This is a genomic window from Pseudomonas sp. PA-6-3C (assembly GCF_021605825.1).
Lineage (GTDB): Bacteria > Pseudomonadota > Gammaproteobacteria > Pseudomonadales > Pseudomonadaceae > Aquipseudomonas > Aquipseudomonas edaphica.
The window spans coordinates 1-26170 of record NZ_WKDV01000024.1; the positions used below are offsets into that span (position 1 = coordinate 1).

At 65.1% G+C, this 26170-nt stretch carries 4 protein-coding genes; all 4 read right to left on the minus strand.

The features are described from left to right. Window positions 1–11309: non-ribosomal peptide synthetase (locus tag GIW48_RS16980; protein ID WP_236490673.1), on the minus strand; the 11309-nt coding region annotated here is incomplete at its 3' end. Next, window positions 11306–24211 (minus strand): non-ribosomal peptide synthetase, encoded by a 12906-nt coding sequence (locus GIW48_RS16985; RefSeq protein ID WP_236461924.1) that lies wholly within the window; start codon window positions 24209–24211, stop codon window positions 11306–11308. The genes GIW48_RS16980 and GIW48_RS16985, both read right to left, overlap by 4 nt. A 214-nt stretch (window positions 24212–24425) precedes the next feature. Then, window positions 24426–25028, minus strand: coding sequence for a vWA domain-containing protein (locus tag GIW48_RS16990; RefSeq protein ID WP_099549150.1), 603 nt, complete (start codon window positions 25026–25028; stop codon window positions 24426–24428). A 53-nt stretch (window positions 25029–25081) separates the two neighbouring features. Continuing rightward, entirely contained in the window at window positions 25082–26080 is a 999-nt protein-coding gene (locus GIW48_RS16995; RefSeq protein ID WP_186618260.1) for an ATP-binding protein, read from the minus strand. Window positions 26081–26170: the final 90 nt, after the last annotated feature.

Consider the following 26170-nt stretch of genomic DNA (forward strand, 5'->3'; position numbering starts at 1 on the left):
CCCTCAAGCCACCACCGCGCCAACCCCAAAACATTCGGCGCCTTAAGCAACGTAAAGTGATTCCCCGCGCCATACCAAACCTGCAACCCACTCCCCTGGCGCCGCCACCCTTCCACCATCAACCCCTGCTCACGCTGATTACCCGCCGCATCCAACGCCGGATCCTGCGCCAACACCAACCGCACCACCCCGTTGAACCGCTGCGCCGGCCGATACACCGTGCGCAACGCCGCCGCATAAGTACGCGCCGGCCCCGCCATCGCATCCACACTGGCACGCCCCGGCAACAAACCCACGCTCACCATCCCCGCATGCAGCCATTGCTGCTGCGCCACCTCATCGCGCCCGGCAAACTCCACCCGGTCAATGCCCAGCGACTTGCCCGCCGACAACTGCATGGCCTCAATCAAGCGCAACAACGCGGCCGTGGTCGAATAAGGCTTGCCCGCACCGCCCGGTGATTCACTGTCGATCACCGTCAACGACGCCACCTCACGGCCCATCGCCTGCAAGCGCAGCGCCATCTCCAGCGCGACCCAGCCACCAAATGAATGCCCGACCAGATGCACCGGCCCACGCGGACACTCGTGCGCCAGCGCCGCCAGGTAACACTGCGCTGCCGCTTCCACCTGGCTATGGGGCACCGCCTCGCCATCCAGCCCGCGCGGCTGCAAACCGAACAGCGGCCAGTCGCGCCCGAGTGCCTCGCTCAACCCCACAAACCCGGTGACGCTGTCACCCGCTCCCGGCACACAAAACACCGGCGCAAACCCCGCACGCCCACTCTGAATGCGCAGCACCGGTTGATGCACCGCTTCCATCACCGGCGCACTCGCGGCCAAGGCCTGCGCCATCGCCGCGCCCAAGCCTTGAATATGCGGCGCCTGCATCATGCTTTGGTGATCGCCCGGCACCTCGACCCGGCGCAATTGCCCAGGCGCCAAAGCGTCTTCCCAGCCCAGCGACTCACTGCGCCGCGACAGCTCGGTCGGCCGTTCGCGGGCACTGAACAGATGCACCGGCACCGGCAGCAGGAACAGGCTGTAGTGCGCCAGCGCATGCCCGTGGCCGACTTCACGCTCGATAAAACTCAAGAGGTCCGCGTCCGTAGCCGCTGCCATTTGCGCGTATAGCAGACCTTGATCGCGACAGCGTTGCAGCAAACCCGCAAAGTCCAGCTGTCCAATGCCCGCCTCAAGCTGTTCAAGGCTCGCCAGTTCATCCACACCTCCCTGTGCTTTCCAATACGCCGTGCACTGCAACAGCAAATGCCGCTTAAGCGCATCCGGCCCACTCCAGCGCGCCTTGCCTTGGTCGGTCATGCGCGGCACGTAGCTGTCGATCAGGCCGAGGAACGCTACCGGTTCATCCAGCCCCAGCAATTGCATCGCCACTTCATAGGCCAGCACGCCGCCAAACGACCAGCCCGCCACGCGGTAAGGCCCGTGTGGCTGGACCTCGCGGATCAGGCCGACCATGCGCGCCGCCAAGCCTTCCATGGTGTTCAGGTGCGGCTCGCCCAGTGCCGCGCCCGGCAGGCCGTAGATCGGATAGTCGCCGGGCAAGTGCTGACCCAACGCCGGGAAATACACGTCCATGCCACTGAACTCGTGCACCAGAAACAACGGCGGCTGCGATCCGCTGCTGCGCACGGTAATCAGCGAGGTGTCGCGCACCGGCTCGCCGGTGCGCTGGCGCAACATCGCCGCCACCGAGGCCACGCTGACGTGCTGGAACAGCTCGGCCAGCGACACCTGCAAGCCCGCTGCCTCCATCAGGTTGACCAGTCGAATCGCCAGCAAGGAATGCCCGCCCAGCTCAAAGAAGCTGTCGTGACGCCCCACCTGCTCCAGTTTCAACACCTTGGCCCACAGGCCGGCGAGCGACTGCTCCAGTGCATCGGCCGGCGCCTCGAAGTCGCGGCTGAGCAAGGCCTCCAACGCCGGAACCGGCAAGGCTTTGCGATCGATCTTGCCATTGGCCGTCAGCGGCAACTGCGCCAGCGGCACATAGGCCGACGGCAGCATGTAGTCCGGCAACTGGCCGTGCAGGTGCGCACGCACACTGTCGATGTCTACGGGCTCGCCAGCCCAGGTGAAATACGCCACCAGGCGCTTGTCGCCGGGCACGTCCTCACGGGCCAGTACCACTACGTCCTGGATGCTCGCCAAGGTCGCCAGGCACGCTTCGATCTCGCCCAACTCGATACGGAAACCACGGATCTTCACTTGGTCGTCGTTACGCCCGATGCACTCCAGCAAGCCGTCCGCTGTCCAGCGGCCAAGGTCGCCGGTGCGGTACATCAAGGCGCCTGGGTTGAACGGGTCGTCGACAAACTTCTCGGCGGTCAGCTCCGGCCGGTTCAAATAACCCTTGGCCACGCCGTCACCGCCGATGCAGATTTCGCCGATCACGCCCACCGGCAGTGGCTGCAAGTACGCATCCAGCACATGAATCTGCGTGTTGGAAATCGGTCGACCGACCGCCACGCTGTCAGCATCGGCGGCAATCGCCTGCACCTCGTAAGTGGTGGCGTAGGTGGTGGTTTCAGTCGGCCCGTAGCAATGCACCAGGCGCAATCCCGGCGCCTGCGCCAGCAGGCTGCGGAACGCCGCCGGGTCGGCACGCTCGCCGCCGCAGAGCAAAATGCGCAAGCCGGCCAGGGCTTCGGGGATCATCTGCACGTACTGGTTGAACAACGCGGTGGTCACGAACAACACCGTCGCACCGTGCAGCGCACGGCCGAATGCAGCGGGGTCGAGCAACGTGGAATGGTCGATCACCTGCACCTGGCCGCCGTTGAGCAGCGCGCCCCACACATCCATGGTGCTGGCGTCGAACGCCGGGTTGGAGGCAAACGCCACGCGGTCGGCGGCGTTGAAGTCGGCGTAACCGTTGTTGAGCACCAGCCGTGTGATGCCGCGATGAGGCACCAATACGCCCTTCGGTGTGCCCGTGGAGCCGGAGGTGTACATGATGTACGCCACGCTGTCCGAGGACTGCGACAGGTCAGGGTTGTGGCTCGGTTGCGGGTCCAGGGTCAGGGTGTCCAGATCCAGGCGCCGCGCCGGGAACTCAAGCGCCGCGTCACTGCGGGTCAACAGCCAGCTCGCGCCGCTGTCCTGCAACATGAAGCCCTGGCGTTCGGCGGGTGCGTTTATGTCCAGCGGCACATAGGCCGCTGCACACTTGAGGATCGCCAACTGGCTGACCAGCAGGTCCAGGGAACGCGGCAGCAGGATCGCGACGTTATCGGCCGGGCGTACGCCCAGGCTCATCAGGTGATGGGCCAAGCGGTTGGCGCGGGTGTTGAGTTCGCCGTAGCTCATTACCGCGTCAGCGTGCAACGCAGCCACCGCGTCAGGCCGTGCGTGGGCCTGGGCTTCGAACAAGCGCTGCACCGTGTGCTCGCGGGGGAACACACGGGTGGTGGCATTGAAACCTGCCAGCTGTTGACGCTCGGCCGCCGGCAGGATTGGCAAGCGGCTGATGCCCCTATCACTGTGGTGCTCCAGCGCCTCAACCAGTTGCTCAAGGGCAATGTTCAGGTAATCACACAAACGCCGGGCGCCCTGCCCCATGGCGGTCAGGCTGAAACCCTCACCAAGGTCATCGACACTCACCGACACCCCGTAATTGGTCTGCTCCTCGGCACTGAGCAGCGCAATCCCCTGCCATGCGTCGGCCACGCCACCACTGTGCGGCGCGCTGTGGCGGTAGTTGAACAGCACGTTGAACAACGGCGTACCCACTGGCACGCCGCTGCACTGCTGGGCCAATGCCAGCGGCGCGTGCTCATGGCTGAGCAATTGGGTCAGGCGCGCATGGGTGGCACGCAGTGCGGTGCGTACCGAGTGTTCGCCCAGGTCGACGCGCAACGGCAAGGTATTGATAAACACGCCCATGGCGCGCTCGGCGCCTTCGCCGCCTTGCAGGCGGCCGAGCATTACAGTGCCGAACACCACCTGTTCGCGGCCACTGACCTTGCCCAGCACCTGCGCCCAGGCCAGGTGCATCAGGCTAGCGGCACTCACTCCAGCCTGGCGCGCCTGGGTGCGCAGACGCTGGCTCAACTGCGGGTCGACGGCCAGATGCGCGTGTTCATCGGCGCCCAGGTATTGGACGTCGGTTGGCTCGTCGATTTCACCGAGCATTTCGCGCAAGAAGGTTTCGTGATTGTCAACGCCCAGGCGGGTCTGGGCCACAGTCTGGGCCACATAGTTGCGATACGGCACGGCCGCGCCCAGCCTGTGCTGGGTGCCGAGCAGGAACGCCAGCATTTCATGCTGCAGGATGTCCAGCGCGACGTGGTCCATCACCAAATGATGGAACAGCAACGTGGCGACCACGCGCTGCGGCTCCTCGGTATAGATCAGCCGCATCAACGGCGCTTGCGTCAGGTCCAGGCGCTGCGGCACAGCACCGGTTTCAACGCTGAGCGAGGCCTCACGCCAAACCACTTGCACCGGTTCTTCCAGGCCCTCCCAATGGAAGGAGGAACGCAGGATGTCATGCCGCTGGATCACCGCCTGCAATGCATGGGCAAAGGCGTCCAGGCGCAGACGGCTATCGAAGGCAAACTGCGCCCGCAACAGGTAGGCATCGCCTTCAAGCACAGCCCGATGGTGATACAGGATGCCGGCCTGCAACGGCGCCAGCGGGTAGATATCCTGCACATTCGCCGCACCGCCGGGAATGCACGCGACGATGCGGTCGACGGCAGCCTTGTCCATCTGGATCAAGGGCAACATAGCCGGGGTGATGTGGCTGCAGCCTTCGGCAATGCCATTGGCCGGCACCGCCACTTCGCGCCCACTGCCCAGCGCCGCCGCCAACGCCGAGAGCGTCGGCTGGCCGAACAGCACCTTCACATCCGCCGACAAGCCCAGGCGGCGCATGCGCCCCATCAGACTGACGGCCAGCAGCGAATGCCCGCCCAGTTCAAAGAAGTTGTCGTGACGGCCCACGCGCTCAACATTGAGCAGTTCGGCCCACAGGCTGGCCAAGGCCATTTCGGTATCGCCCTGGGGCGCTTCGTACTCGCGCACCACCACCGAATCCAGGCCCGGCGTCGGCAGCGCCTTGCGGTCGAGCTTGCCGTTGGGGCTGAGCGGCAACGCCTGCAGATGCACGAAAATCGCCGGCACCATGAACTCCGGCAGATGCCGCAGCAGATGACCGCGCAGCGCGTCGATGTCGCTCGGCGTGCCGGTGTAGTAAGCCACCAGCCGCTCTTCACGGGCGATTACAGCGGCTTCGTTGACCTGAGGATGCTCGAGCAGCCGCGCCTGGACCTCACCCAGCTCGATGCGCAAACCCCGAATTTTCACCTGGTCATCATTGCGCCCCAGGTACTCGATATTGCCGTCCGGCAAGTAACGCCCGACATCACCGGTGCGATACATGCGCCCCTGCCTGAAGGGGTCGTCAAGGAAACGCTCGGCGGTCAGCTCCAGCCGGTTCAGATACCCGCGCGCCACTTGTACGCCCGCGATAAACAACTCGCCCACCACACCCAGCGGCACCGGTTGCAATTGGCTGTCAAGCAGGTACATGCGGGTGTTGGCGATGGGTTTGCCGATCGGCGTGTTGTCCGGGGTTACCAGACCGGCACAGTTCCAGGCGGTTACGTCGACGGCCGCTTCGGTCGGCCCATACAGGTTATGCAGCTCGCTGCCTGGCAGTTGTTGCTTGAAGCGCCGCACCAGACTGCCCGGCAAGGCTTCGCCGCTGCACATCACCCGCGCTAGCCCTATGGCCTGGCTGACATCGCCGTGGGCCAGGAACACATCGAGCATCGACGGCACAAAGTGCAAGGTAGTGATCTGTTCGGCCTCGATCACGTCGCACAGGTATTCGGGCTCTTTGTGCCCGCCGGGGCGCGCCATCACCAGACGCGCGCCGGTAAACAGCGGCCAGAAGAATTCCCACACCGATACGTCAAAGCTGAACGGGGTTTTCTGCAGCACCGAATCCTGCGCGTTCAGGCCGTATTCGTCCTGCATCCACAGCAGGCGGTTGACTACCCCGGCGTGGTCGTTGATCACGCCTTTGGGCTGGCCGGTAGAGCCGGAGGTGTAGATCACATAGGCGCTCACGCCCTGGACGTGAGGGTTGCCTGCGGGCAGATGCTGCCAGGTGGGCTGGTCCAGGTCGACTACCGCCACTGCGCCGAGCAAGCCACGTGTTGCGCCTTGGGCCAGCACCACCAGCGGCGCACTGTCTTGCAGCATGTAGGCCAGGCGCTCTTGCGGATAAGCCGGGTCCAGCGGCACATACGCCGCGCCGGCCTTGAGGATCGCATACAGGCCAATGACCATCTCCAGGCTGCGCTCGACGCAGATCGCCACCCGCGAATCCGGCTGTACACCCAGCGCCAGCAGGTGATGGGCCAACTGATTAGCCTGCGCATTCAGCTCGGCGTAAGTCAGTTGCCGCTCACCCGCCTTCACCGCAATCGCGTTCGGCGTGCGCACCACCTGCGCTTCAAACATCCCGTGCAGTGTCTGGTCGAGGTTGTAGTCCACCGCGGTGGCGTTGAAATCCACCAGCAGGTGCTGACGCTCACACTCATCCAACAACGGCGCATGTTCCAACACCGCCTGGTCGTTATCGACCATGGCCTGCAAGGTGCGGGTGAAATACCCGGCGTACCGCTGCACGGTCGACTCATCAAACAGCGCCACGGCAAATTCCAGCGCGCCGAGAATGCTGCCCTGCACTTCACCCAGGTTCAACGACAGGTCGAACTTGGCAAAGTGGCTGTTCTCGACGATGCCTTCCAGGGCCAGGTCGCCCAGCGCCAGGGTCGGCGCGCTGCTGTCTTGCCAGCTCATCAGGGTCTGGAACAGCGGGCTGTGGGCCAGGCTGCGCACCGGCCGGGTGATTTCCACCACCTGCTCGAATGGCAAGTCCTGATGCGCCTGGGCCGCCAGCGTCAGCGCCTTGACCCGTGCCAGCAAGGCCTCGGTGCTCAGCTCGCCCGAGGTGTCGATGCGCACCGCCAGGGTGTTGACGAACAGGCCGATCAGCCCTTCCACCTCGCTGCGGGTACGGTTGGCCACTGGCGTGCCGATCACCAGGTCGTGTTGCCCGGACAGCCGCGCCAGCAGGGAGGCCCAGGCCGTCATCAAGGTCATGTACAGCGTGGTGCCATGGCGTTGGCTCAAGGCCTTGAGCCCGGCGGTCAGGCGTTCGTCCAGGCGCACTTCGACGCTGTTGCCGGCGTAGTCCTGCTGCACAGGGCGTGGGCGATCGGTAGGCAGCGTGAGCAAGGCCGGCGCACCGGCCAGTGCCTGTTGCCAATAGGTACTTTGGCGCTGCAGCACTTCGCCGCTCAGCCACAAACGCTGCCACACGGCGAAGTCGCCGTACTGAATCGGCAGGCTTGGCAATGGGTCAGGCATGCCGTGGCTGAAGGCTTGATACAGCGCCATCAACTCACGGGTGAGCACGCCCATCGACCAGCCATCGGAAACGATATGGTGCAGGGTCAGCAGTAGCACATGGTGATCGTCGGCCATCACCACCAGGCGCCCACGCAGCAACGGGCCGCGCTCCAGGTCGAACGGTGCCGAGGCTTCGCCCTGAATCAAGGCATCCAGCGCCTGCTGCGGTTGCGGGTGGCGGCGCAAATCCTGCACTTGCAGGGGCAGCATCTCTTCGGCGGGTACGATCAGTACCTGGGCTTGGTCGCCCTGTTGGGCAAAGCGGCTGCGCAGGGTTTCATGCCGCGCAACAATGCGCGCCAGCGCGCGTTGCAGCGCCTCGACATGCAACTGGCCACGCAAACGCAGGCCGATGGGAATGTTATAGGCGGTATTGGCGCCTTCCATCAGCGCCAGAAACCACAGGCGCTGCTGGGCGAACGACAACGGCACGAGCTCATCACGATTGGCCGGCAGAATATCCGGCAAGGTGCTGCGCCCTGACTGCGCCAGCACTGCGGCGACCGCCGCCAGCTCCGCATTGGCAAACAAGTCGCCCAGCACCAGTTCCACCCCCAGGCGCTGGCGCACTTGCGAGACCATGCGCATCGCCAGCAACGAGTGCCCGCCCAGTTCGAAGAAATGGTCGTGCCGCCCGACACGCTGCACCTGCAGCACATCGGCCCAGATCTGCGCGAGCACGCTTTCGATCTCGCCCTCGGGCGCTGCGTATTCGCGGGTAAACACCGCGGCCATGTCCGGCGCTGGCAAGGCCTTGCGGTCGAGCTTGCCGTTGGCGGTGAGTGGCAACGCCTCGAGCTTCACATAGGCGACCGGGACCATGTAGTCCGGCAGATGCGCAACCAGGTGGGCGCGGATATCACCGACCGCCAGCGGGTCGAGTTGCGGGCTCTCGGTGAAATAGGCGACCAGTCGCTCCTCGCGCACCAGCACCACCGCTTCCTGGATCCCAGGCAGTTGGCCGAGCTGGGTTTCAATCTCGCCAAGCTCGATACGCATGCCACGGATCTTCACCTGATCATCGTTGCGCCCCAGGTATTCAAGCGTACCGTCCGGCAACCAACGCGCCAGGTCGCCGGTGCGGTACATGCGCCCCGGGTTGAACGGGTCATGCAGGAAGCGCTCGGCGGTCAGGTCCGGGCGGTTGAGGTAACCACGCGCCACGCCCTTGCCGCCCACGTACAGCTCACCGGCTACCCCCAATGGCACCGGCCGTTGTTGTTCATCGAGCAGGTACACCGTGGCATTGGCCACCGGTTTGCCAATATGCAACGGCTGGCCTGCTTCGACCTTGCCGGAAGTGGCAACCACCGTGGCTTCGGTGGGGCCGTAGTTGTTGATCAACTCAAATCGCTGTGCCCGCGCAAACTGGCGCAGGCGGTCACCGCCGATGAGCAAGGTGCGCAATGTAGGGTGTTCGATGTGCTGGCTGAACGCGTATTCGGCCACCGGCGTGGGCAGGAAGCACACGTCCAGTGGCTGCGCGCACCACCAGCTCAGCAGCGCGTCGATATCTTCGGCGCCGTCCGTGGCGGGCGGCAGGTGCAGGGTCGCGCCGACACACAGCGCCGGCCACACTTCCCAGGCCATCGCATCAAAACCAAAGCCGGCAACACTGGCGGTGTGGCGCCCGGCGCACAAGTCAAAGGCGCGGCAATGCCAGTCCACCAGGTTGGCCACCGTGTGGTGCTCCACCATCACCCCTTTGGGCAGGCCGGTGGAGCCGGAGGTGTAGATCACATAGGCGAGGTTCGAAGGGCTGACGGCGGCTTTTGGATTGCTGGCTGAATGGTGCTGCCAGGTGTAGCGGTCCAGCTGGATCACCGGCACGTCCAGCGCCGGCAAGCGCTCGAGCAGTGCCTGTTGGGTCAGCACCGCCACCGGGGCGCTGTCGCTTAGCAGGTAGCTCAGGCGCTCGGCCGGGTGCGAAGGGTCGACCGGCACATAGCAGGCGCCAGCCTTGAGGATGGCCAGCAACCCGGCCAGGGTGTCCAGGCCACGCCGCGCGACGATGGCCACGCGGTCATCGGGTTTGACCCCCAGCGCCAACAGGTGATGGGCCAGCAGGTTGGCTTGCTGGTTGAGTTCGGCGTAAGTCAGTTGGCGGCCCTGCTGCACGGCGGCAATCGCCTCCGGCGTGAGCGCGGCCTGGGCTTCGACGCGCCCGTGCAAGGTACTGCTCTGGGGGAAATCGGCGTGGGTGGCGTTGAACTGCTCAAGCAACAGTTGCTGCTCGGCGGCAGGCAGCACCGACAGCTGATTGAGCGCGGTGTGCGGTGCCTGCTCCAGCGCCGTCACCAGGTTCTCCAGGGCGGTTTGCAGATAGCCGCACACCCGCTGCGGGTCGACCCGCTGGCTGGCCAGCAGGCTCAGGCCAAAGCCGTCACCCAGGTCATCCACACTCAGGGTCAGCGGGTAGTTGGTGCGTTCTTCGGCGCTGAGCGCGGCGATCCCGTGCCAGGCCGACACGGCTTCGGCGCTGGCGGCCGGGGCGCTGTGGCGATAGTTGAGCAAGGCGCTGAACAGCGGCGTCGGCGCCACCACCCCGCTGCAGCGTTGGGCCAGGGCCAGCGGCGCGTGTTCATGGCGCAACAAGGTGGTGAGCCGCGCGTGGGTGGCCTTGACCCCGGTGCGTAGGTCCTGGGCGTCCACGTCGACGCGAAACGGCAAGGTGTTGATGAAAATGCCCAGCGCCCGATCCGTGTCATGGCTGCCTTGCATGCGGCCCATCAATACGGTGCCGAACACCACCTGCTCTTTACCGGCCAGCACCGCCAACACCTGCGCCCAGCCCATATGGAACAGGCTGGCGGCACTCACGCCCAATTGCCGGGCTTGCGCGCGCAACCGCCGGCTGAGTGCTGCGGGCAAAGGCAGGCTGACTTCGCTGATGCCACGGGCATCGCCCTGCACGTCCTGCAAGCCGTATGGCAGGGTCGGCTCGCTGATATCGCCGAGCATCTGGCGGAAGAAATTTTCGTGTTCCGGCTCGCTGATACCCAGGCGTGCCTGCGCCACATAATTGCGAAACGGCACGGCCTGGCCAAGCGCCGCGCCCTGCCCCAGCAGGCACGCCTGCATTTCATGGCACACCACTTCGAGGGCGCTGTGGTCGAGGGCCATATGGTGGAACAGCAAGGTGGCGACAATGCGCTGGTTCAGCCGGTCGTCGGCCCGCACCAGGCGCAGCAGCGGCGCCCGGGTCACGTCGAGGCGATAGTGGCGGGCGTCGAACAGCCCGTGCAGTTGGGCGGCGATATCGCCGTCGGCCGGGTTCAATTGCAGCGCCTGCACCGGCAGGCGGGCCTGGCGCCACACCACTTGCGAGGGTTGCTGCAAACCGTCCCAGACCACGCCGGTGCGCAGGATATCGTGGCGGTCCATCACGCGCTGCAACGCTTGGGCAAAGGCCTCGAAACGCTCCAGGCTGTCGAACGCGAACTGCGACTGCATCACATAGGGGTCGCCCTGCTCGGCGCTGACGTGGTGGAACAGAATGCCTTCCTGCAACGGCGCCAGCGGGTAAATGTCCTGGATATTCGCCACACCGCCGTCGACCGTGGCCACGATGCGCTCGATCTCGTCCTGGCTCAACGTCGACAGGCTCAGCATCGCCGGGGTGATGTGCTCGGCACCTAGCGGGATGCCATTGGCCGGCACCTGCACTTCACCGGCCTTGGAGGCCGAGTATTCACCGGCCTTGATCAGTTCGATCAAGGCCGCTTTGTGCTCGCGCAACGCCGCCAGGATCAAAGGGTCGCTCAGCGCTTGTTTGTTGCCTTGCACCGACAACTGCTCGCCCTTGAGCGCCAGTTGCACGTCCTTGGCTTTCAGCGTGCTCAATAACTCAGAAATGCTCACAGGACGATCTCCATTCGTTCGATAATAGCGGCGTAGCCGGCCAGGCTCGGCTGTTCGAACAGCGCCCGCACATCGGCTTCCAGGCCTTCCTGGCGCAGGCGTCCGATCAAGCTCACGGCCAGCAGCGAGTGCCCGCCCAGCTCAAAGAAGTTGTCATGGCGCCCAACGCGCTCAACGTTGAGCAGTTCAACCCACAGCGCTGCCATAAGGATTTCGGTGTCGCCTTCGGGCGCTGCGTATTCGCGCACACTCAGCGCGTCCATGCCCGGCACCGGCAGTGCCTTGCGGTCGAGTTTGCCGTTGGGGCTCAGTGGCAATGCGTCGAGGTGCACAAACACGGCGGGCACCATAAAGTCCGGCAAGTGCTGCAACAGGTGGGCGCGCAAGCGGTCGATGTCGGTGTGTGCGCCGGTGTAGTACGCCACCAGACGGTCCTCGCGGGCGACCACGGCGGCCTCGTTGACCTGCGGATGCTCCAACAGGCGCGCCTGGATTTCACCCAGTTCGATGCGCAGGCCACGGATCTTCACCTGGTCATCGTTGCGGCCCAGGTATTCGATATTGCCGTCGGGCAGGTAACGGCCGACGTCGCCGGTGCGGTACATGCGCCCGTCGGTGAACGGGTCCTTGAGGAAGCGTTCGGCGGTCAGTTCCGGGCGGTTCAAATACCCGCGCGCCACTTGCACGCCGCCGATGAACAACTCCCCCACTACACCCAATGGCACCGGCTGCAACTGGGCGTCCAGCACGTACATGCGTGTATTGGCAATCGGCTTGCCGATCGGCGTATTGTCCGGCACGTCGGGCCGCGCGCAGTTCCACGCGGTGACATCGACCGCCGCTTCTGTCGGGCCGTACAGGTTGTACAGGCCAACCCCCGGCAGTTGTGCTTTGAAGCGCCGTACCAGGCTGCCCGGCAAGGCTTCGCCGCTGCACATCACCCGCGCCAGCCCTATGGCCTGGCTGACATCACCATGGGCCAGGAACACATCGAGCATCGACGGCACGAAATGCAAGGTGGTGATCTGCTCAGCCTCAATCACCTGGCACAGGTACTCCGGCTCTTTGTGCCCACCCGGGCGGGCCATCACCAACCGTGCGCCGGTAAACAGCGGCCAGAAGAATTCCCACACCGACACGTCGAAGCTGAACGGGGTTTTCTGCAGCACCGCGTCATGGGCCTTGAGGCCATAGGCGTCCTGCATCCACAGCAAGCGGTTGACCACGCCGGCGTGTTCATTGATCACGCCTTTGGGCTGGCCGGTGGAGCCGGAGGTGTAGATCACATAGGCCTGGTGCCGGGCGGTAAGGCCTGGCACCAGCGGGTTGCTCGTGCTGTGGTGTTGCCAGGTGAGGTGATCCAGGTCCAGCACCGGCACGTCACCCAACAACTGGCGGGTTGCGCCTTGCGCCAGTACCACCACCGGCGCGCTGTCTTGCAGCATGTAAGCGATGCGTTCGAGTGGATACGCCGGGTCCAGCGGCACATAACCGCCACCAGCCTTAAGGATCGCGAACAGGCCGACCACCATGTCCAGGCCACGCTCGACGCAAATACCCACGCGCGAATCCGGCTGCACGCCGAGCTCGCGCAGGTGATGGGCCAGGCGGTTGGCGCGTTCGTTGAGTGCCCGGTAGGTCAACTGCTGGTCACCGGCCTTGACCGCCACCGCATCAGGGGTGCGTTCGACCTGAGCCTCGAACAGGCCGTGCAGGGTCTGGTCGAGGTTGTAAGCGACCTCGGTGGCGTTGAACGCTACCAGCAGTTTTTGGCGTTCCTCGGCGCCCAGGATCGGCAGGCGATTGAGCGCCTGGTGCGGTGCCTGCTCCAAGGCTTCGACCAGCCCGGCCAGGGCGTTCTGCAGGTAACCACACACCCGTTGCGCGTCAACCTGCGCCAGCGCGGTGATATCGTAACCATCGCCCAAGTCATCCACGTTGAGGGTCAGCGGGTAGTTGGTGCGGCCATCGTTGACCAGCGTCTGCATGCCTTCCCAGGCGTGTTGCGCCTCGGCAGAACGCGTCGCGGCGCCGCGATGGCGATAGTTGAGCATCGAGCTGAACAACGGCGCCGGGGCCGCCACCCCGCTGCAACGCTGGGCCAGGGCCAGGGACGCGTGCTCATGGCCGAGCAACGCGGTGAGCCGCGTGTGGGTGGCACGCACGGCATCGCGTGCGCCTTGCGCGTCGATATCCAGGCGCAGCGGCAAGGTATTGATAAACACCCCGAGCGCACGATCAGCGCCCTCACCGCCTTGCAATCGGCCGACCAGCACGGTGCCGAACACCACGCTGTGGCGCCCCGAAGTGGCCGCCAACACTTGGCCCCAGGCCAGGTGGAACAGGCTCGCCGTGCTCACACCGAGTATACGTGCCTGGGCCCGCAGGCGGCGGTTGAGGTCGTTGTCCAGGTGCAGGCTGTGTTCCTCAATCGCGCTGCCGTCGCCGCGCACGTCCTGCAAGCCGAACGGCAAGGTCGGTTCATCGACATCGGCGAGCATCTCGCGAAAGAACGCCTCGTGCTCCTGCTCACTGACGCCCAATCGCGCCTGGGCCACGTAGTTGCGGTACGGCATCGGCGCCGCCGTCGGGGCGGCGTGCCCCAACAAATGCCCTTGCATTTCACGCAGCACCACGTCGAACGCGGTGTGGTCCAGCGCAATATGGTGATAGAGCAACACCACCACCACGCGCTGGTTGGCCGGGTCCTTGGCGTACTTGAGGCAGATAAGCGGCGCCTGGCTGATGTCCAGGCGATAACGCCGCGCATCAAAACGCGCGTGCAGGCCGGCGAGTACATCGCCCTGCAACTGCAGCTCTTCAAGCGGCAATCGGGCCTGGCGCCACACCACTTGCAGCGGTTGCGCAAGGCCTTCCCAGACCACACCCGTGCGCAGGATGTCATGGCGGTTGATCACCTGTTGCAGCGCATAGGCGAAGGCCTGCAGGCGCTCGAGGCTGTCGAAGGCCAGGTGCGATTGCAGCAGGTACGGGTCGCCCTGTTCGGCGGTGAGGTAGTGGTAAAGAATGCCCTCCTGCAACGGCGCCAGCGGGTAGATATCCTGCACGTTGGCCGCGCCACCGGGGATGCGGCTGACGACGTGATCGAGGGTCGACTGGTCGATATCAACCAGCGGCAGCATGTCAGCGGTGATGCGCACGCAATCCGTTGCGATCCGGTTGGCCGGCACCTGCACTTCGCGGCCACTGCCCACGGCAGCCGCCAGCGCGGCCAGGGTCGGCTGGCTGAACAGCACACGGACATCCGCGCTGAGGTCCGCTTGACGCATGCGTTCGATCAGGCTCACGGCCAGCAACGAATGGCCGCCGAGCTCGAAGAAGTGGTCATGACGGCCGACCTGTTCGACCTGCAACACCTCGGCCCAGATCCGCGCCAGGGTGATTTCCACTGCGCCCTGGGGCGCTTCATAGTCGCGGGAGAGCACCGCCGCCTGGTCAGGTTCCGGCAAGGCCTTGCGATCCAGCTTGCCGTTGGCGGTCAGGGGCAATGCGTCGAGCTTGATGTAGGCCACCGGCACCAGCGCGTCGGGCAGTTGTGCTTGTAGCTGCGAACGCAGGGTTTCAATCGCCAGCGGGTAGTTTTCCGTGAACCAGGCCAGCAAACGGCCTTCGCGCACCAGCACCACGGCCTCGCCAACGCCTTCCACTGCCGCCAGGCGACTTTCGATCTCGCCCAGCTCCACGCGTACGCCACGCACTTTGACCTGATCATCATTGCGGCCCAGGTACTCGATATTACCGTCGGGCAACCAGCGCGCCAGGTCGCCAGTGCGGTACATGCGCCCCGGGTTGAACGGGTCTTGCAGGAAGCGTTCGGCGGTCAGGTCCGCACGGTTCAGGTAACCGCGCGCCACGCCGCTGCCGCCCACATACAGCTCACCGGCCACGCCCACCGGCACCGGGCGCAGCTGTGCATCGAGCAAGTAGGTGCTGGCATTCGCCACCGGCCGGCCGATATGCAGCACCTGCCCGGCGCGGACACGGCCGGAGGTGGCGACCACCGTGGCCTCGGTCGGTCCGTAGTTGTTGATCAGCGCAAAACGTCGCTCCTGGGTGAACTGCCGCAGGCGGTCGCCGCCAATCAGCAGGATGCGCAAGGTCGGGTGTTGCAGGTGCTGGCTGAAGGCGTATTCGGCCACTGGCGTGGGCAGGAAGCTGACGTCCAGCGGCTGCGCCAGCCACCAGGCCAGCAGTTCGTCGATGTTTTCATTGCCCACCGTGGCAGGCGGCAAGTGCAGGGTCGCACCGGCACACAGCGCCGGCCAGACTTCCCAGGCCATAGCGTCGAAGCCAAAACCGGCGACACTGCTGGTATGGCTGCGCGCGTCCAGGCCGAAGGCTTCGCAGTGCCAGTGCACCAGGTTTTCCACATTGCGATGCTCCACCATCACGCCTTTGGGTTGGCCGGTGGAGCCGGAGGTGTAGATCACGTAGGCCAGGTGCGCCGGGGTCAGCGCTGCGAGCTGCGGATTGCTGACCGCGTGGTGCTGCCAGCTTTCGCCCAGCAGGTCGACTGTGGCGAACGCCCCCAGCAACGCTTGAGTACTGGACTCAGCCAGCACGGCCACCGGCGCACTGTCCTGCAACAGATAAGCAATGCGCTCGGCAGGATAGGCCGGGTCGATCGGCACATAACCGGCGCCGGCCTTGAGTATGCCCAGCAGCCCGATCAGCATCTGCGGGCCACGACGGCAGCAGATCGCCACGCGATCGTCCGGCCGTACGCCGAGCGCGAGCAGGTGATGGGCCAGTTGGTTGGCGCGTTGATTGAGTTGCTGGTAGGTCAGCGACCGTTCGCCCTGCTGCACCGCAATTGCGTGGGGCTGGCGCTCGACCTGGGCTTCAAAGGCACCGTGCAGGGTGTGCCCGGTGGGGAAATCTGCAGCCGTTGTGTTGAATTCGTGCAGCAGGGTGTCGCGTTCGGCCGACGGCAGTATCGGCAGGCGGTTGAGCGCGGTATCGACGGCGTTTTCCAAGGCCTCGACCAGTTGCTCCACGGCGTTATGCATATAGCCGCACAGCCGCTGGGCGCCGATCTGCGGCAGCGCCAGCACGCTGAGGCCAAAGCCTGCACCAAAATCATCCACGCTCAAGGTCAGCGGGTAGTTGCTGCGCTCTTCACCGCCCAGCAGTTGCACGCCTTCCCAGATGCCGTGGCCATCGCGGGCCATTTCGTCGGGGCGGCTGTGGCGGAAATTGAGCAAGGCGCTGAACAGCGGCACGCTGGTCGGCACGCCGCTGCAACGCTGGGCCAGCGCCAGGGACGCGTGTTCGTGCCCGAGCAAGGCGCTCAAGCGCGAATGGGTGGCCTTGACCGCCACGGCGGCGCCCGCCGCGACATTCACCCGCAGCGGCAAGGTGTTGATAAACATGCCCAGCGCCCGATCGGCGCCCTCACCTGCCTGCATGCGCCCCATCAATACAGTGCCAAACACCACGTCATCACGCCCGGACACCAGGCCCAGCACTTGCGCCCAGGCCAGGTGCATCAGGCTCGCCGCACTTACGCCCAACAGGCGCGCCTGCTCACGCACGCGCATGGCCAGCGCCGCGTCCAGGTGCTGCTCGGCCTCTTCGATATCACGGCCATCACCCTGCACGTCCTGCACGCCAAACGGCAAGGTCGGTTCGTCCACATCGGCGAGCATGGCGCCGAAGAACTGTTCATGCTCGGCCACGCTCACGCCCAGGCGTGCCTGGGCCACGTAGTTGCGAAACGGCGCCGCCACGGGCAGCGCGTCCGCCTGGTTGAACAGAAACGCGCGCATCTCCTGGCCCACCACTTCCATGGCCGTATGGTCCAGCGCCAGGTGGTGGAACAGCAGGATCGCTGCGACTCGGTTATTCGCCGGGTCCTGGGCGTAAACCATCCGCAGCAATGGCGCCTGGGTAATGTCCAGGCGGTAGTGACGGGCATCGAAACGTGCGTGCAATTGCTCGATGATGCCGCCCTCGGCCGGGTCCAGGATCACCTCCTGCACACTCAGTTGCGCGTCGCGCCAGACCACTTGCACCGGGCTGTCCAACCCTTCCCAGACCACGCCGGTGCGCAGGATGTCGTGACGCGCTACTACCTGTTGCAGCGCGCCCATAAATCCGTGCAAACGCTCCAGGCTATCGAACGCCATGCGCGATTGCAGCAGGTACGGGTCGCCCTGTTCGGCGCTGATATGGTGATAAAGAATGCCTTCCTGCAACGGCGCCAGCGGGTAGATATCCTGCACATTGGCCGCACCACCGGGCACGTTGGCGACGATGCGCTCGATTGCCGGTTGATCAAGCTGCACCAGGGTCAGCATCGACGGCGTGATCTGTGTGCAGCCCGGCACAATGCCATTGGCCGGCACCACAATTTCACGCCCACTGCCGACTGCCGCCGCGAGTGCCGCCAGGCTCGGCTGGCTGAACAGCACGCGCACGTCCGCGCTCAGGCCGACCTGGCGCATGCGTTCGATCAGGCTGACCGCCAGCAACGAATGCCCGCCCAACTCGAAGAAATGATCATGGCGCCCGACGCGTTCGAGCTTGAGCACGTCCTGCCAGATCTGCGCCAGCACGGTTTCCACTTCACCTTCCGGGGCTTCGTAGCCACGGCTGAGCAGCGCACTTTGATCCGGCACCGGCAGGCCTTTGCGGTCCAGCTTGCCATTGGCGGTAAGCGGTAACAGCTCAAGCCACATATAAGCCGACGGCACCATGTAATCCGGTAGCTGGCCTTGCAGATGGCCGCGCAGGGCTTCGATTGGCAACGCTGCCGAGGCGGTGTAGTACGCCACCAGGCGTTTGTCGCCGGGCTCGTCTTCGCGGGCCACTACCACAACATCGCGCACGTCTGGGAAGGTCGCCAGGCAGCTCTCGATTTCGCCGGGCTCGATGCGGAAACCACGGATCTTCACCTGCAAATCATTGCGCCCCTGGTACAGCAAGGTACCGTCGGCCTGCCAGCTGGCAAGGTCGCCGGTGCGGTACAACAGGCCTTCACCGAACGGGTTGGGGATGAATTTTTCGGCCGTCAGTTGCGGCTGGTTCAAGTACCCCTTGGCCACGCCTGCACCGCCGATGTACAGCTCGCCGACCACACCCAACGCCAGCGGCTGCTGGCGCGCATCCAGCACATAGGCCTGTGCATTTGCGATAGGTCGGCCGATAGGCACAGCGCCCGCGCCCGGCGTGGTGATTTCAAACGTGGTCGAGAAGGTGGTGGCTTCGGTCGGCCCGTAGCCGTTTAACAGGTGTTGCGGCTTGCCGTGCTTGAGCACCCGGCCGATCACCAGCGGGTCAAGCACATCGCCGCCGACGATCAGGTAGCGCAACTGGCGCAGCACCGGCAGCAACGCGTCGGCGTATTGATGGAACAAGCCTGCCGTCATCCACAGCACGCTCACGGCCTGTTCCTGCAACAGCTCGGCAAATGCGGCCTGGGACAGCAGCACCGCATGCTCGACCACCACCACGCAACCGCCATTGAGCAACGGCGCCCACACATCCAGGGTGCTGGCGTCGAACGCCGGGTTGGAGGCGAAGGCCACGCGGTCGCGCTCGTTGAAATCGGCATAGCCGTTGTTGAGTACCAGCCGCGAGACGGCGCGGTGCGGCACTTGCACGCCTTTGGGCGCGCCAGTGGAACCGGAGGTGTACATGATGTACGCCACCTCGTCCGAAGACTGCGCAAGCTCCGGGTTGCGCGGCGACAGGCTATCCAGGTTCAGGTCGGTCAGGGTATGGAGTACATGCCGCGCTCCGCTGTCCTGCACCATAAAGGCCTGGCGTTCGAGCGGCGCGTTGATGTCCAGCGGCACATACACCGCTGCGCACTTGAGGATCGCCAGTTGGCTCACCAGCAAATCCAGCGAGCGTGGCAACGCAATCGCCACGCACTCACCCGGTTGCACGCCCTGGTTGATCAGGTGATGGGCCAGGCGGTTGGCACGGCGGTTGAGGTCACGATAGCTCAAGGACAACGCCCCCTGCACCGCCGCCACGGCTTCGGGCCGCGCCAGTGCCTGAGCTTCGAACAGCTGGTGCACAGTGAGCTGCGACGGGTATTGGCGCGCGGTGGCGTTGAACTCGACCAACAGCTGGTGACGCTCGGCCGCCGGCAAAATCGACACCGCCTGCAACGCGGTGGTCGGCGCTTGTTGCAGCGCGGTCACCAGGTGGCTGAGCGCGGTGAGCATGTAGTCGCCCACGCGCTGCACATCCAGACTGGCCACGCCTTGTACGGTCAGCGCAAAGCCGGTGCCGAGGTCATCGACGTTGAGCACCAACGGGTAGTTGCTGCGCTCCTGGGAACTGAGAATCTCGATACCGTGGGTGGCAAACGGGCTGTCTCCCGGTGCCTCGTCCGGGGCGCTGTGACGGAAGTTGAGCAAGGTACTGAACAGCGGCAACGAACCCGGTACACCACTGCAACGCTGGGCCAGGGACAGCGAAGCGTGCTCGTGCCCAAGCAACTGCGCCAGGCGCGCATGGGTGGCGCGCACGCCGGCCTGCACGCTGGTGGCGCCCAGGCTGACGCGCAGCGGCAAGGTGTTGATGAACATGCCCAGCGCCCGGTCGGCGCCCTCGCCGCCTTGCATGCGCCCCAGCAGTACGGTGCCAAACACCACATCCTGCTGGCCGGAAACCTGGGCCAGCACCTGCGCCCAGGCCAGGTGCACCAGGCTGGCGCTGCTGACACCCAGCTGTCGCGCCTGTTCGCGCAGGCCCTGGCTGAGCGCCGGGGCCAGCGGCAAATGCGCCTCGACGATGCCGCTGCCGTCGCCGTTGACATCCTGCAAACCGAACGCCAGCGTGGGCTCGTCAATATCACCCAGCATGTCGCTGAAGAAGGCTTCGTGTTGCGCCTGGGTCACGCCCAAACGCGCCTGGGCCACGTAATTGCGGTATTGCACCGCCGGCGGCAGTTGCGTGCTGTGGCCGGCCAGGCTGGCGCTCATCTCCTCCACCAACACCTGCAGGGCGGTGTGGTCGAGCAGGATATGGTGCAGCAGCAGGATGCCTGCAAAGCCATCCTGTTGTTGCGCATAACCGAAATGCATCAGCGACGCGCGGCTCAGGTCGAGGCGGAAATGGCGTGGGTCAAAGCGCTGTTGCAGCTGCGCCAGCGCATCATCGGCCGGCACGTCGAGGCGCTCGACGTGCAGCGGCGCCTGGCGCAACACCACTTGCACCGGCTCATCCAGGCCTTCCCACAGAATGCCGGTGCGCAGGATGTCGTTACGCTCGATCACACAGTGCAAGGCGCGGGTAAACGCGTCCACCGCCGCTTGGTCAGCAAAACTGAACTGTACCTGCAACACGTAGGGGTCGCCCTCGGTGGTTGCCAGGTGGTGATACAGAATGCCGGCCTGCAACGGCGCCAGGCCGTAGATGTCTTGCACGTTGGCGATGCCACCGGGCACATGCTGGAGGATGTGGTCGATGGCGGCCTGGTCCAGCGCCACCAGCGGCAGCATGTCGGGGCTGATGTGTGCGCTGCTCGCCGTGATCCGATTGGCCGGCACTTGGACTTCCTGCTGCCCGCCCACCGCCGCGGCGAGTGCGCGCAAGGTGGGTTGGCCGAACAGCACGCGCACGTCGCAGCTCAACTCCACCTGGCGCATGCGTTCGATCAGCTTGACCGCCAGCAGCGAGTGGCCGCCCAGCTCGAAGAAGTTGTCGTCGCGCCCGACGTTGTCGAGTTTCAACAGCGACTGCCAGATGCCGGCGATGGTGCTTTCCACAGCGCCTTGCGGGGCGGCGTAGTCTCGCCGCGCGAGGGCGTCGGCATCCGGCGCGGGCAAGGCTTTGCGGTCGAGCTTGCCGTTGGTGGTCAGCGGGAATTGGTCCAGCAGCACGAAGGCGCTGGGCACCATGTATTCGGCCAGGCTCAGCAGCAGATGGTCGCGCAGTTCAGCGGCACCGAGTTCGCGCTCGGCGATCACGTAGGCCACCAGGCGTTTGTCACCGGGCTCGTCTTCACGGGCGATAACCACCGCGTCACGCACGCCGTTGGCGCTGGCCAGAGTGGCTTCGATTTCGCCCAGTTCAATGCGGAAGCCGCGGATCTTCACCTGGTCATCGTTACGGCCCAGGTATTCGACGCTGCCATCGGCCAGCAGGCGGCCGAGGTCACCGGTCTTGTACATGCGCAGGCCGGTGGCCGGGTCGGCCAGGAAACGTTCGGCATTCAGTTGGTCACGGTTGAGGTAACCGCGCGCCACACCGGCGCCGCCGACATACAACTCGCCGACCACACCCATCGGCAACGGCTCGCGACGCGCATCCAGCACATACAGCTGCAGGTCGGGAATGCGCACACCAATCGGGCTGACGCCAACCAACTGCGCATCCGCCGCTTCCAGGGCGCGGTAGGTCACGTGCACGGTGGTTTCGGTGATGCCGTACATGTTGACCAATTGGGTGCCAGCGTTGATGGCGCGGGCGTACCACGGTTTGAGCATGCCCGGTTCCAGGGCTTCGCCGCCGAAAATAACCTGGCGCAGTGAATGCGCCTGGGCGCTCTGGGCCGCGATCAACTGGCGAAATGCGCTGGGCGTCTGGTTGAGGATGCTCACACCCGCGTCACAGATCAGCGCGTAGCACTCATCCGGCGAGCGGCTGACCAGTTGCGGCACGATCAGCAACTGGCCGCCGTGCATCAGCGCGCCCCAGATCTCCCAGACCGAGAAGTCGAACGCGAAGGAATGGAACAGCGCCCACACATCATTGGCGTTGAAGCCAAACCAATGCTCGGTGGCGGTGAACAGCCGCGCCACGTGGCGGTGTTCGATCATCACGCCTTTGGGCAGCCCGGTGGAGCCGGAGGTGTAGATCACATAGGCCAGGTGGGCCGGGCTGAGCGCAACGCGCGGGTTGACGATGGATTCTGCACGCAGGCTGTTGAGGTCGATGCGGGTCAAATCACCGACCAGATGCTGCGTGTCGGCTTGTACCAACACGGCCACGGGCGCGCTATCGGCCAGGGTATAGGCGATGCGCTCCAGCGGGTAAGCCGGGTCGATGGGCACATAACCGGCGCCAGCCTTGAGGATACCCAGCAGACCAATAATCATCTCCGGGCCACGCTCGACGCAGATCGCCACGCGATCATCAGGGCGAATGCCCTCGGCCAGCAGGCGGTGGGCGACCTGGTTGGCACGTTCGTTGAGTTGGCGGTAGGTGATGCGCTGGGTGTCGAAACGCAGGGCGATGGCATTGGGTTGAGCGGCGGCGTGGGCTTCGACTTGCGCGTGGATCAGGGCCGTGTCGCTGTAGTGCGCGGGGCTTTGATTGAGGCGGTGCAGCAGATGGTGACGTTCGGTATCGGGCAGGATATTCAGGCCGCAGAGCGGCATATCCGGTCGCTGCTCCAGGGCCTCGGCCAGGCTGTGCAGGGCCGTGTGCAGGTAACCGGCGACCCGTTGCGCGCCGATGGACGCATCAACCATGACCGTCAGCGCAAAGTCTTCACCCAGGTCGTCGACGTTGACTGTCAGCGGGTAGTTGGTGCGCTCTTCGGCGCCCAGAACCTGGATGCCTTCGGCCACCTCGATCACCGCCGCCATGTCGGTGGCGGCACTGTGACGGTAGTTGAGCATCGCACTGAACAGCGGCGTCGGCGCCGCCACACCGCTGCAACGCTGGGCCAACGCCAGGGACGCATGCTCGTGATTGAGCAAGGTGGTGAGGCGTTCGTGGGTGGCCTTGACCGCGGTGCGCACGCCCTGCTCGCCCACGTCCACGCGCAACGGCAAGGTGTTGATAAACATACCCAGCGCGCGTTCACCGCCATCGCCGGCGCCCATGCGGCCAAGCATCACCGTGCCGAACACCACGGCATCGCGCCCGGACACCACGCCCAGCACGCGCGCCAGGGCCAGGTGCATGATGCTCGCCACGCTGACGCCCAGTGGCCGTGCCAGGCCACGCAGGCGGCGGCTCAGGCTGCTGTCGACGGGCACACGCACTTCATCGATGCCGTGCCCGTCGCCTTGTACATCCTGCAGGCCGAAGGGCAAAGTCGGCGCATCGATATCCGCCAGCATGTCGCGGAAGAACGCCTCATGCGCCTGTTCGCTGACGCCGTGGCGCACCTGGGCGATATAGCTGCGAAACGCCACCGGCTCGGCCGCCTGGGCGTGCTCTCCGGCCAGATACAGTTGGATCTCATGGCGCACCACATCCAGGGCGGTGTGGTCGAGGATGGTGTGATGGAACAACAGCATCGCCACCACGCGCTGGTTGGCCGGGTCATTGGCAAACACCAGGCGCAGTAACGGTGCCTGGCCCAGGTCCATGCGATAGGTGCGGGCGTCATAGCGCGCGAGCAACTGCGCCAGGCGGTCGCCGTCGACAAAATGGGCTTCTTCGCAGGCCAGGGTCGCCTTGCGCCACACCACTTGCAGCGGTTCGTCCAGACGCTCCCAGGCCATAGACGTGCGCAGGATATCGTGGCGGTCGATCACCCATTGCAGCGCCTCGGCAAACGCGTCAAGGCGCGCGCGGCTGTCGAACACAAACTGCGCGTGCAGCACGTAGGGGTCACCTTGCTGCGCCGAAAGGTGGTGGTACAGCATGCCTTCCTGCAGCGGCGCCAGCGGGTAAATATCCTGCACATTCGCCGCGCCACCGGGGATGGCGGCGACAATGCGGTCGATGGCCGGCTGGTCGAGCGTGACCAGTGCCAGCATGTCGGGGGTAATGCGGTAAGCCGGGCTTAGCCAGTCACCGCCGTGTTCAGCCACGAAGGCAAGCAATTGAGGTTTGTGCGCGATCAGTTGATCCCACAGATCGTCATCCAGGGCTTCGTCATCGCCGAGAATAATCAGGTCGCCTTCTTCCAATTGAAGACGGATCGCATGGGTGGAAATCGCTGCCAATAATTCACTGAACTGCATGGGGTAACCTGCCTGATAAGTCACGGTTGAGTAGAACGTCCGTATTCAGCTGCCGTTTGAAGCGGGTGTGCTGGCGCCGGGAAAAAATCGCGGGCACAGCCGAGGGCCTGGAGTGGCGTCCGGCAGGCTTGGAAAATTAAGGGATTTGGCAGGCAGGGGGTGACATGGGAAGCGGGGACAAGCGGGAATCAGGCAGCGTTCAATTTTATCAAGCCTACAAACTATCGATAGGCCGATAGTCCAGATGCAGCTCAAGCGCCAGCTGTTTTGCGCGGCCCAGCCTGATCGGGCCGCGCTCGATATCCACCAGTAGCCCAGGACAATCGAGCACGGGCAACCCAGCGATAGCCTTGAGCCGCCCATCGGTAATCACCAGCAGCCGCTGCTGCTCGGCCGGGTAACGCCGGCGGCGCGCGTGCAGCCATTGGCCAGCTTCGGACAACGCCGCCAGCAACGGTGTGCCGCCACCGGCGCCCAGCTGCGCCAGCCAGCCACTCAAGCCTTTGGCGGCCTTGAGCCCCTGCACCTGCCATTTAGGCGAGTGCCCGCTGGCGGTCAATAACGCCATGCGCGCGCGCTGCCGGTAGGCGTCGTCAAACAGCTGGGCGAGCAGGCCTTTGGCGTCGCTCAGCGCGCCATGGCGGCGGGTGGACGCCGAGGCATCGACAATCACCAGCCACAACTCATGGGCCGCGCGGCTGCGCAGGTGATAAAGCAGATCCTCACGGCACTGCGGCCGGCCACCGAGCAAGGTGCCCGGCCAATTGATCGCGCCACGCTGGGCGCTGCGTGCCTTGCCGTGCCTGCCATGTTCCAGTCGCCCTGCCTTGGGCCGGGCATCCGCCCCCGCGTCAGGTCGAGGGCGAATGCCTAGGGCTTTTTTGGCCAGGTGGGTACTTCCCGGCGGGCGCCCGTGGGCAATGCGGGCGCGGGCATATCGCCCCACTGGCCCTGGCCGGGTGATGGGTCAGACGGTTTTGCAGCCTGGCCTGGATCGGGCGGGCTTGTCGACGGCGTTTGCGGTTGGCGGCGATGACGCAAGGCGAACTCGGCCACCGCTTCTATATCTTCCTCGGCGATGGCACTCGCGCCGCGCCAGGCAGCATGGGCGCGCGCGCCACGCAACCAGACCAGGTCGGCGCGCAAGCCATCGACGCCAGCGGCAAAGCACCGCTCGGTGATCTGCGCCAGGGCCTGGTCGTCCAGTTCAATACTGTCGAGCCGCTGGCGCGCCTGGGTGCAACGCTCACGCAACGCCGCCTGCGGTTCGGCCCATTGGCGGCAGAACGCCGCCGGGTTGCTGTCGAAATCCAGGCGGCGCCGGATGATCTGCCCGCGCTCGCTCGGCAAAGTCTGCCCGCTCAGCGCCACATTAAAGCCGAAACGGTCGAGCAGTTGCGGGCGCAACTCGCCCTCCTCCGGGTTCATGGTGCCGATCAGCACAAAACGCGCCGAATGGCGATGTGAGATGCCATCGCGCTCAATCAGGTTGGTGCCGCTGGCGGCCACGTCCAACAGCAGGTCGACCAGGTGATCGGGCAGCAAGTTGACTTCATCGACATACAACACACCACCATCGGCCTTGGCCAATACGCCGGGGGAAAACTGCGCCCGGCCCTCGCCCAGCGCGGCGTCCAGGTCCAGAGTGCCGACCAGGCGCTCTTCGGTGGCGCCCAGCGGCAAGGTGACGAACTGGCCGCTGGCCAACAGATCCGCCAGGCCACGCGCCAGGGTCGACTTGGCCATGCCGCGCGGGCCTTCGATCAGCACACCGCCGATTTTCGGGTCGATGGCGGTCAGGCACAGCGCCAGTTTCAGCTCATCGGCGCCGATCACGGCGGACAGCGGGAAATGGGGAATATCAGTCATACCTGCTCTCTTTAAATTCTGCTATTTCTTGTGGCGAGCGGGCTTGCCCCGCGTTGGGCTGCGAAGCAGCCCTAAATCCAAACGCCGCGT

Excerpts from the sequence above, each read along its gene's own strand:
- GIW48_RS16985 (WP_236461924.1), bottom strand. The coding sequence starts at position 24,211 with ATGCAGTTCAGTGAATTATTGGCAGCGATTTCCACCCATGCGATCCGT.
- GIW48_RS16995 (WP_186618260.1), bottom strand. The coding sequence starts at position 26,080 with ATGACTGATATTCCCCATTTCCCGCTGTCCGCCGTGATCGGCGCCGAT.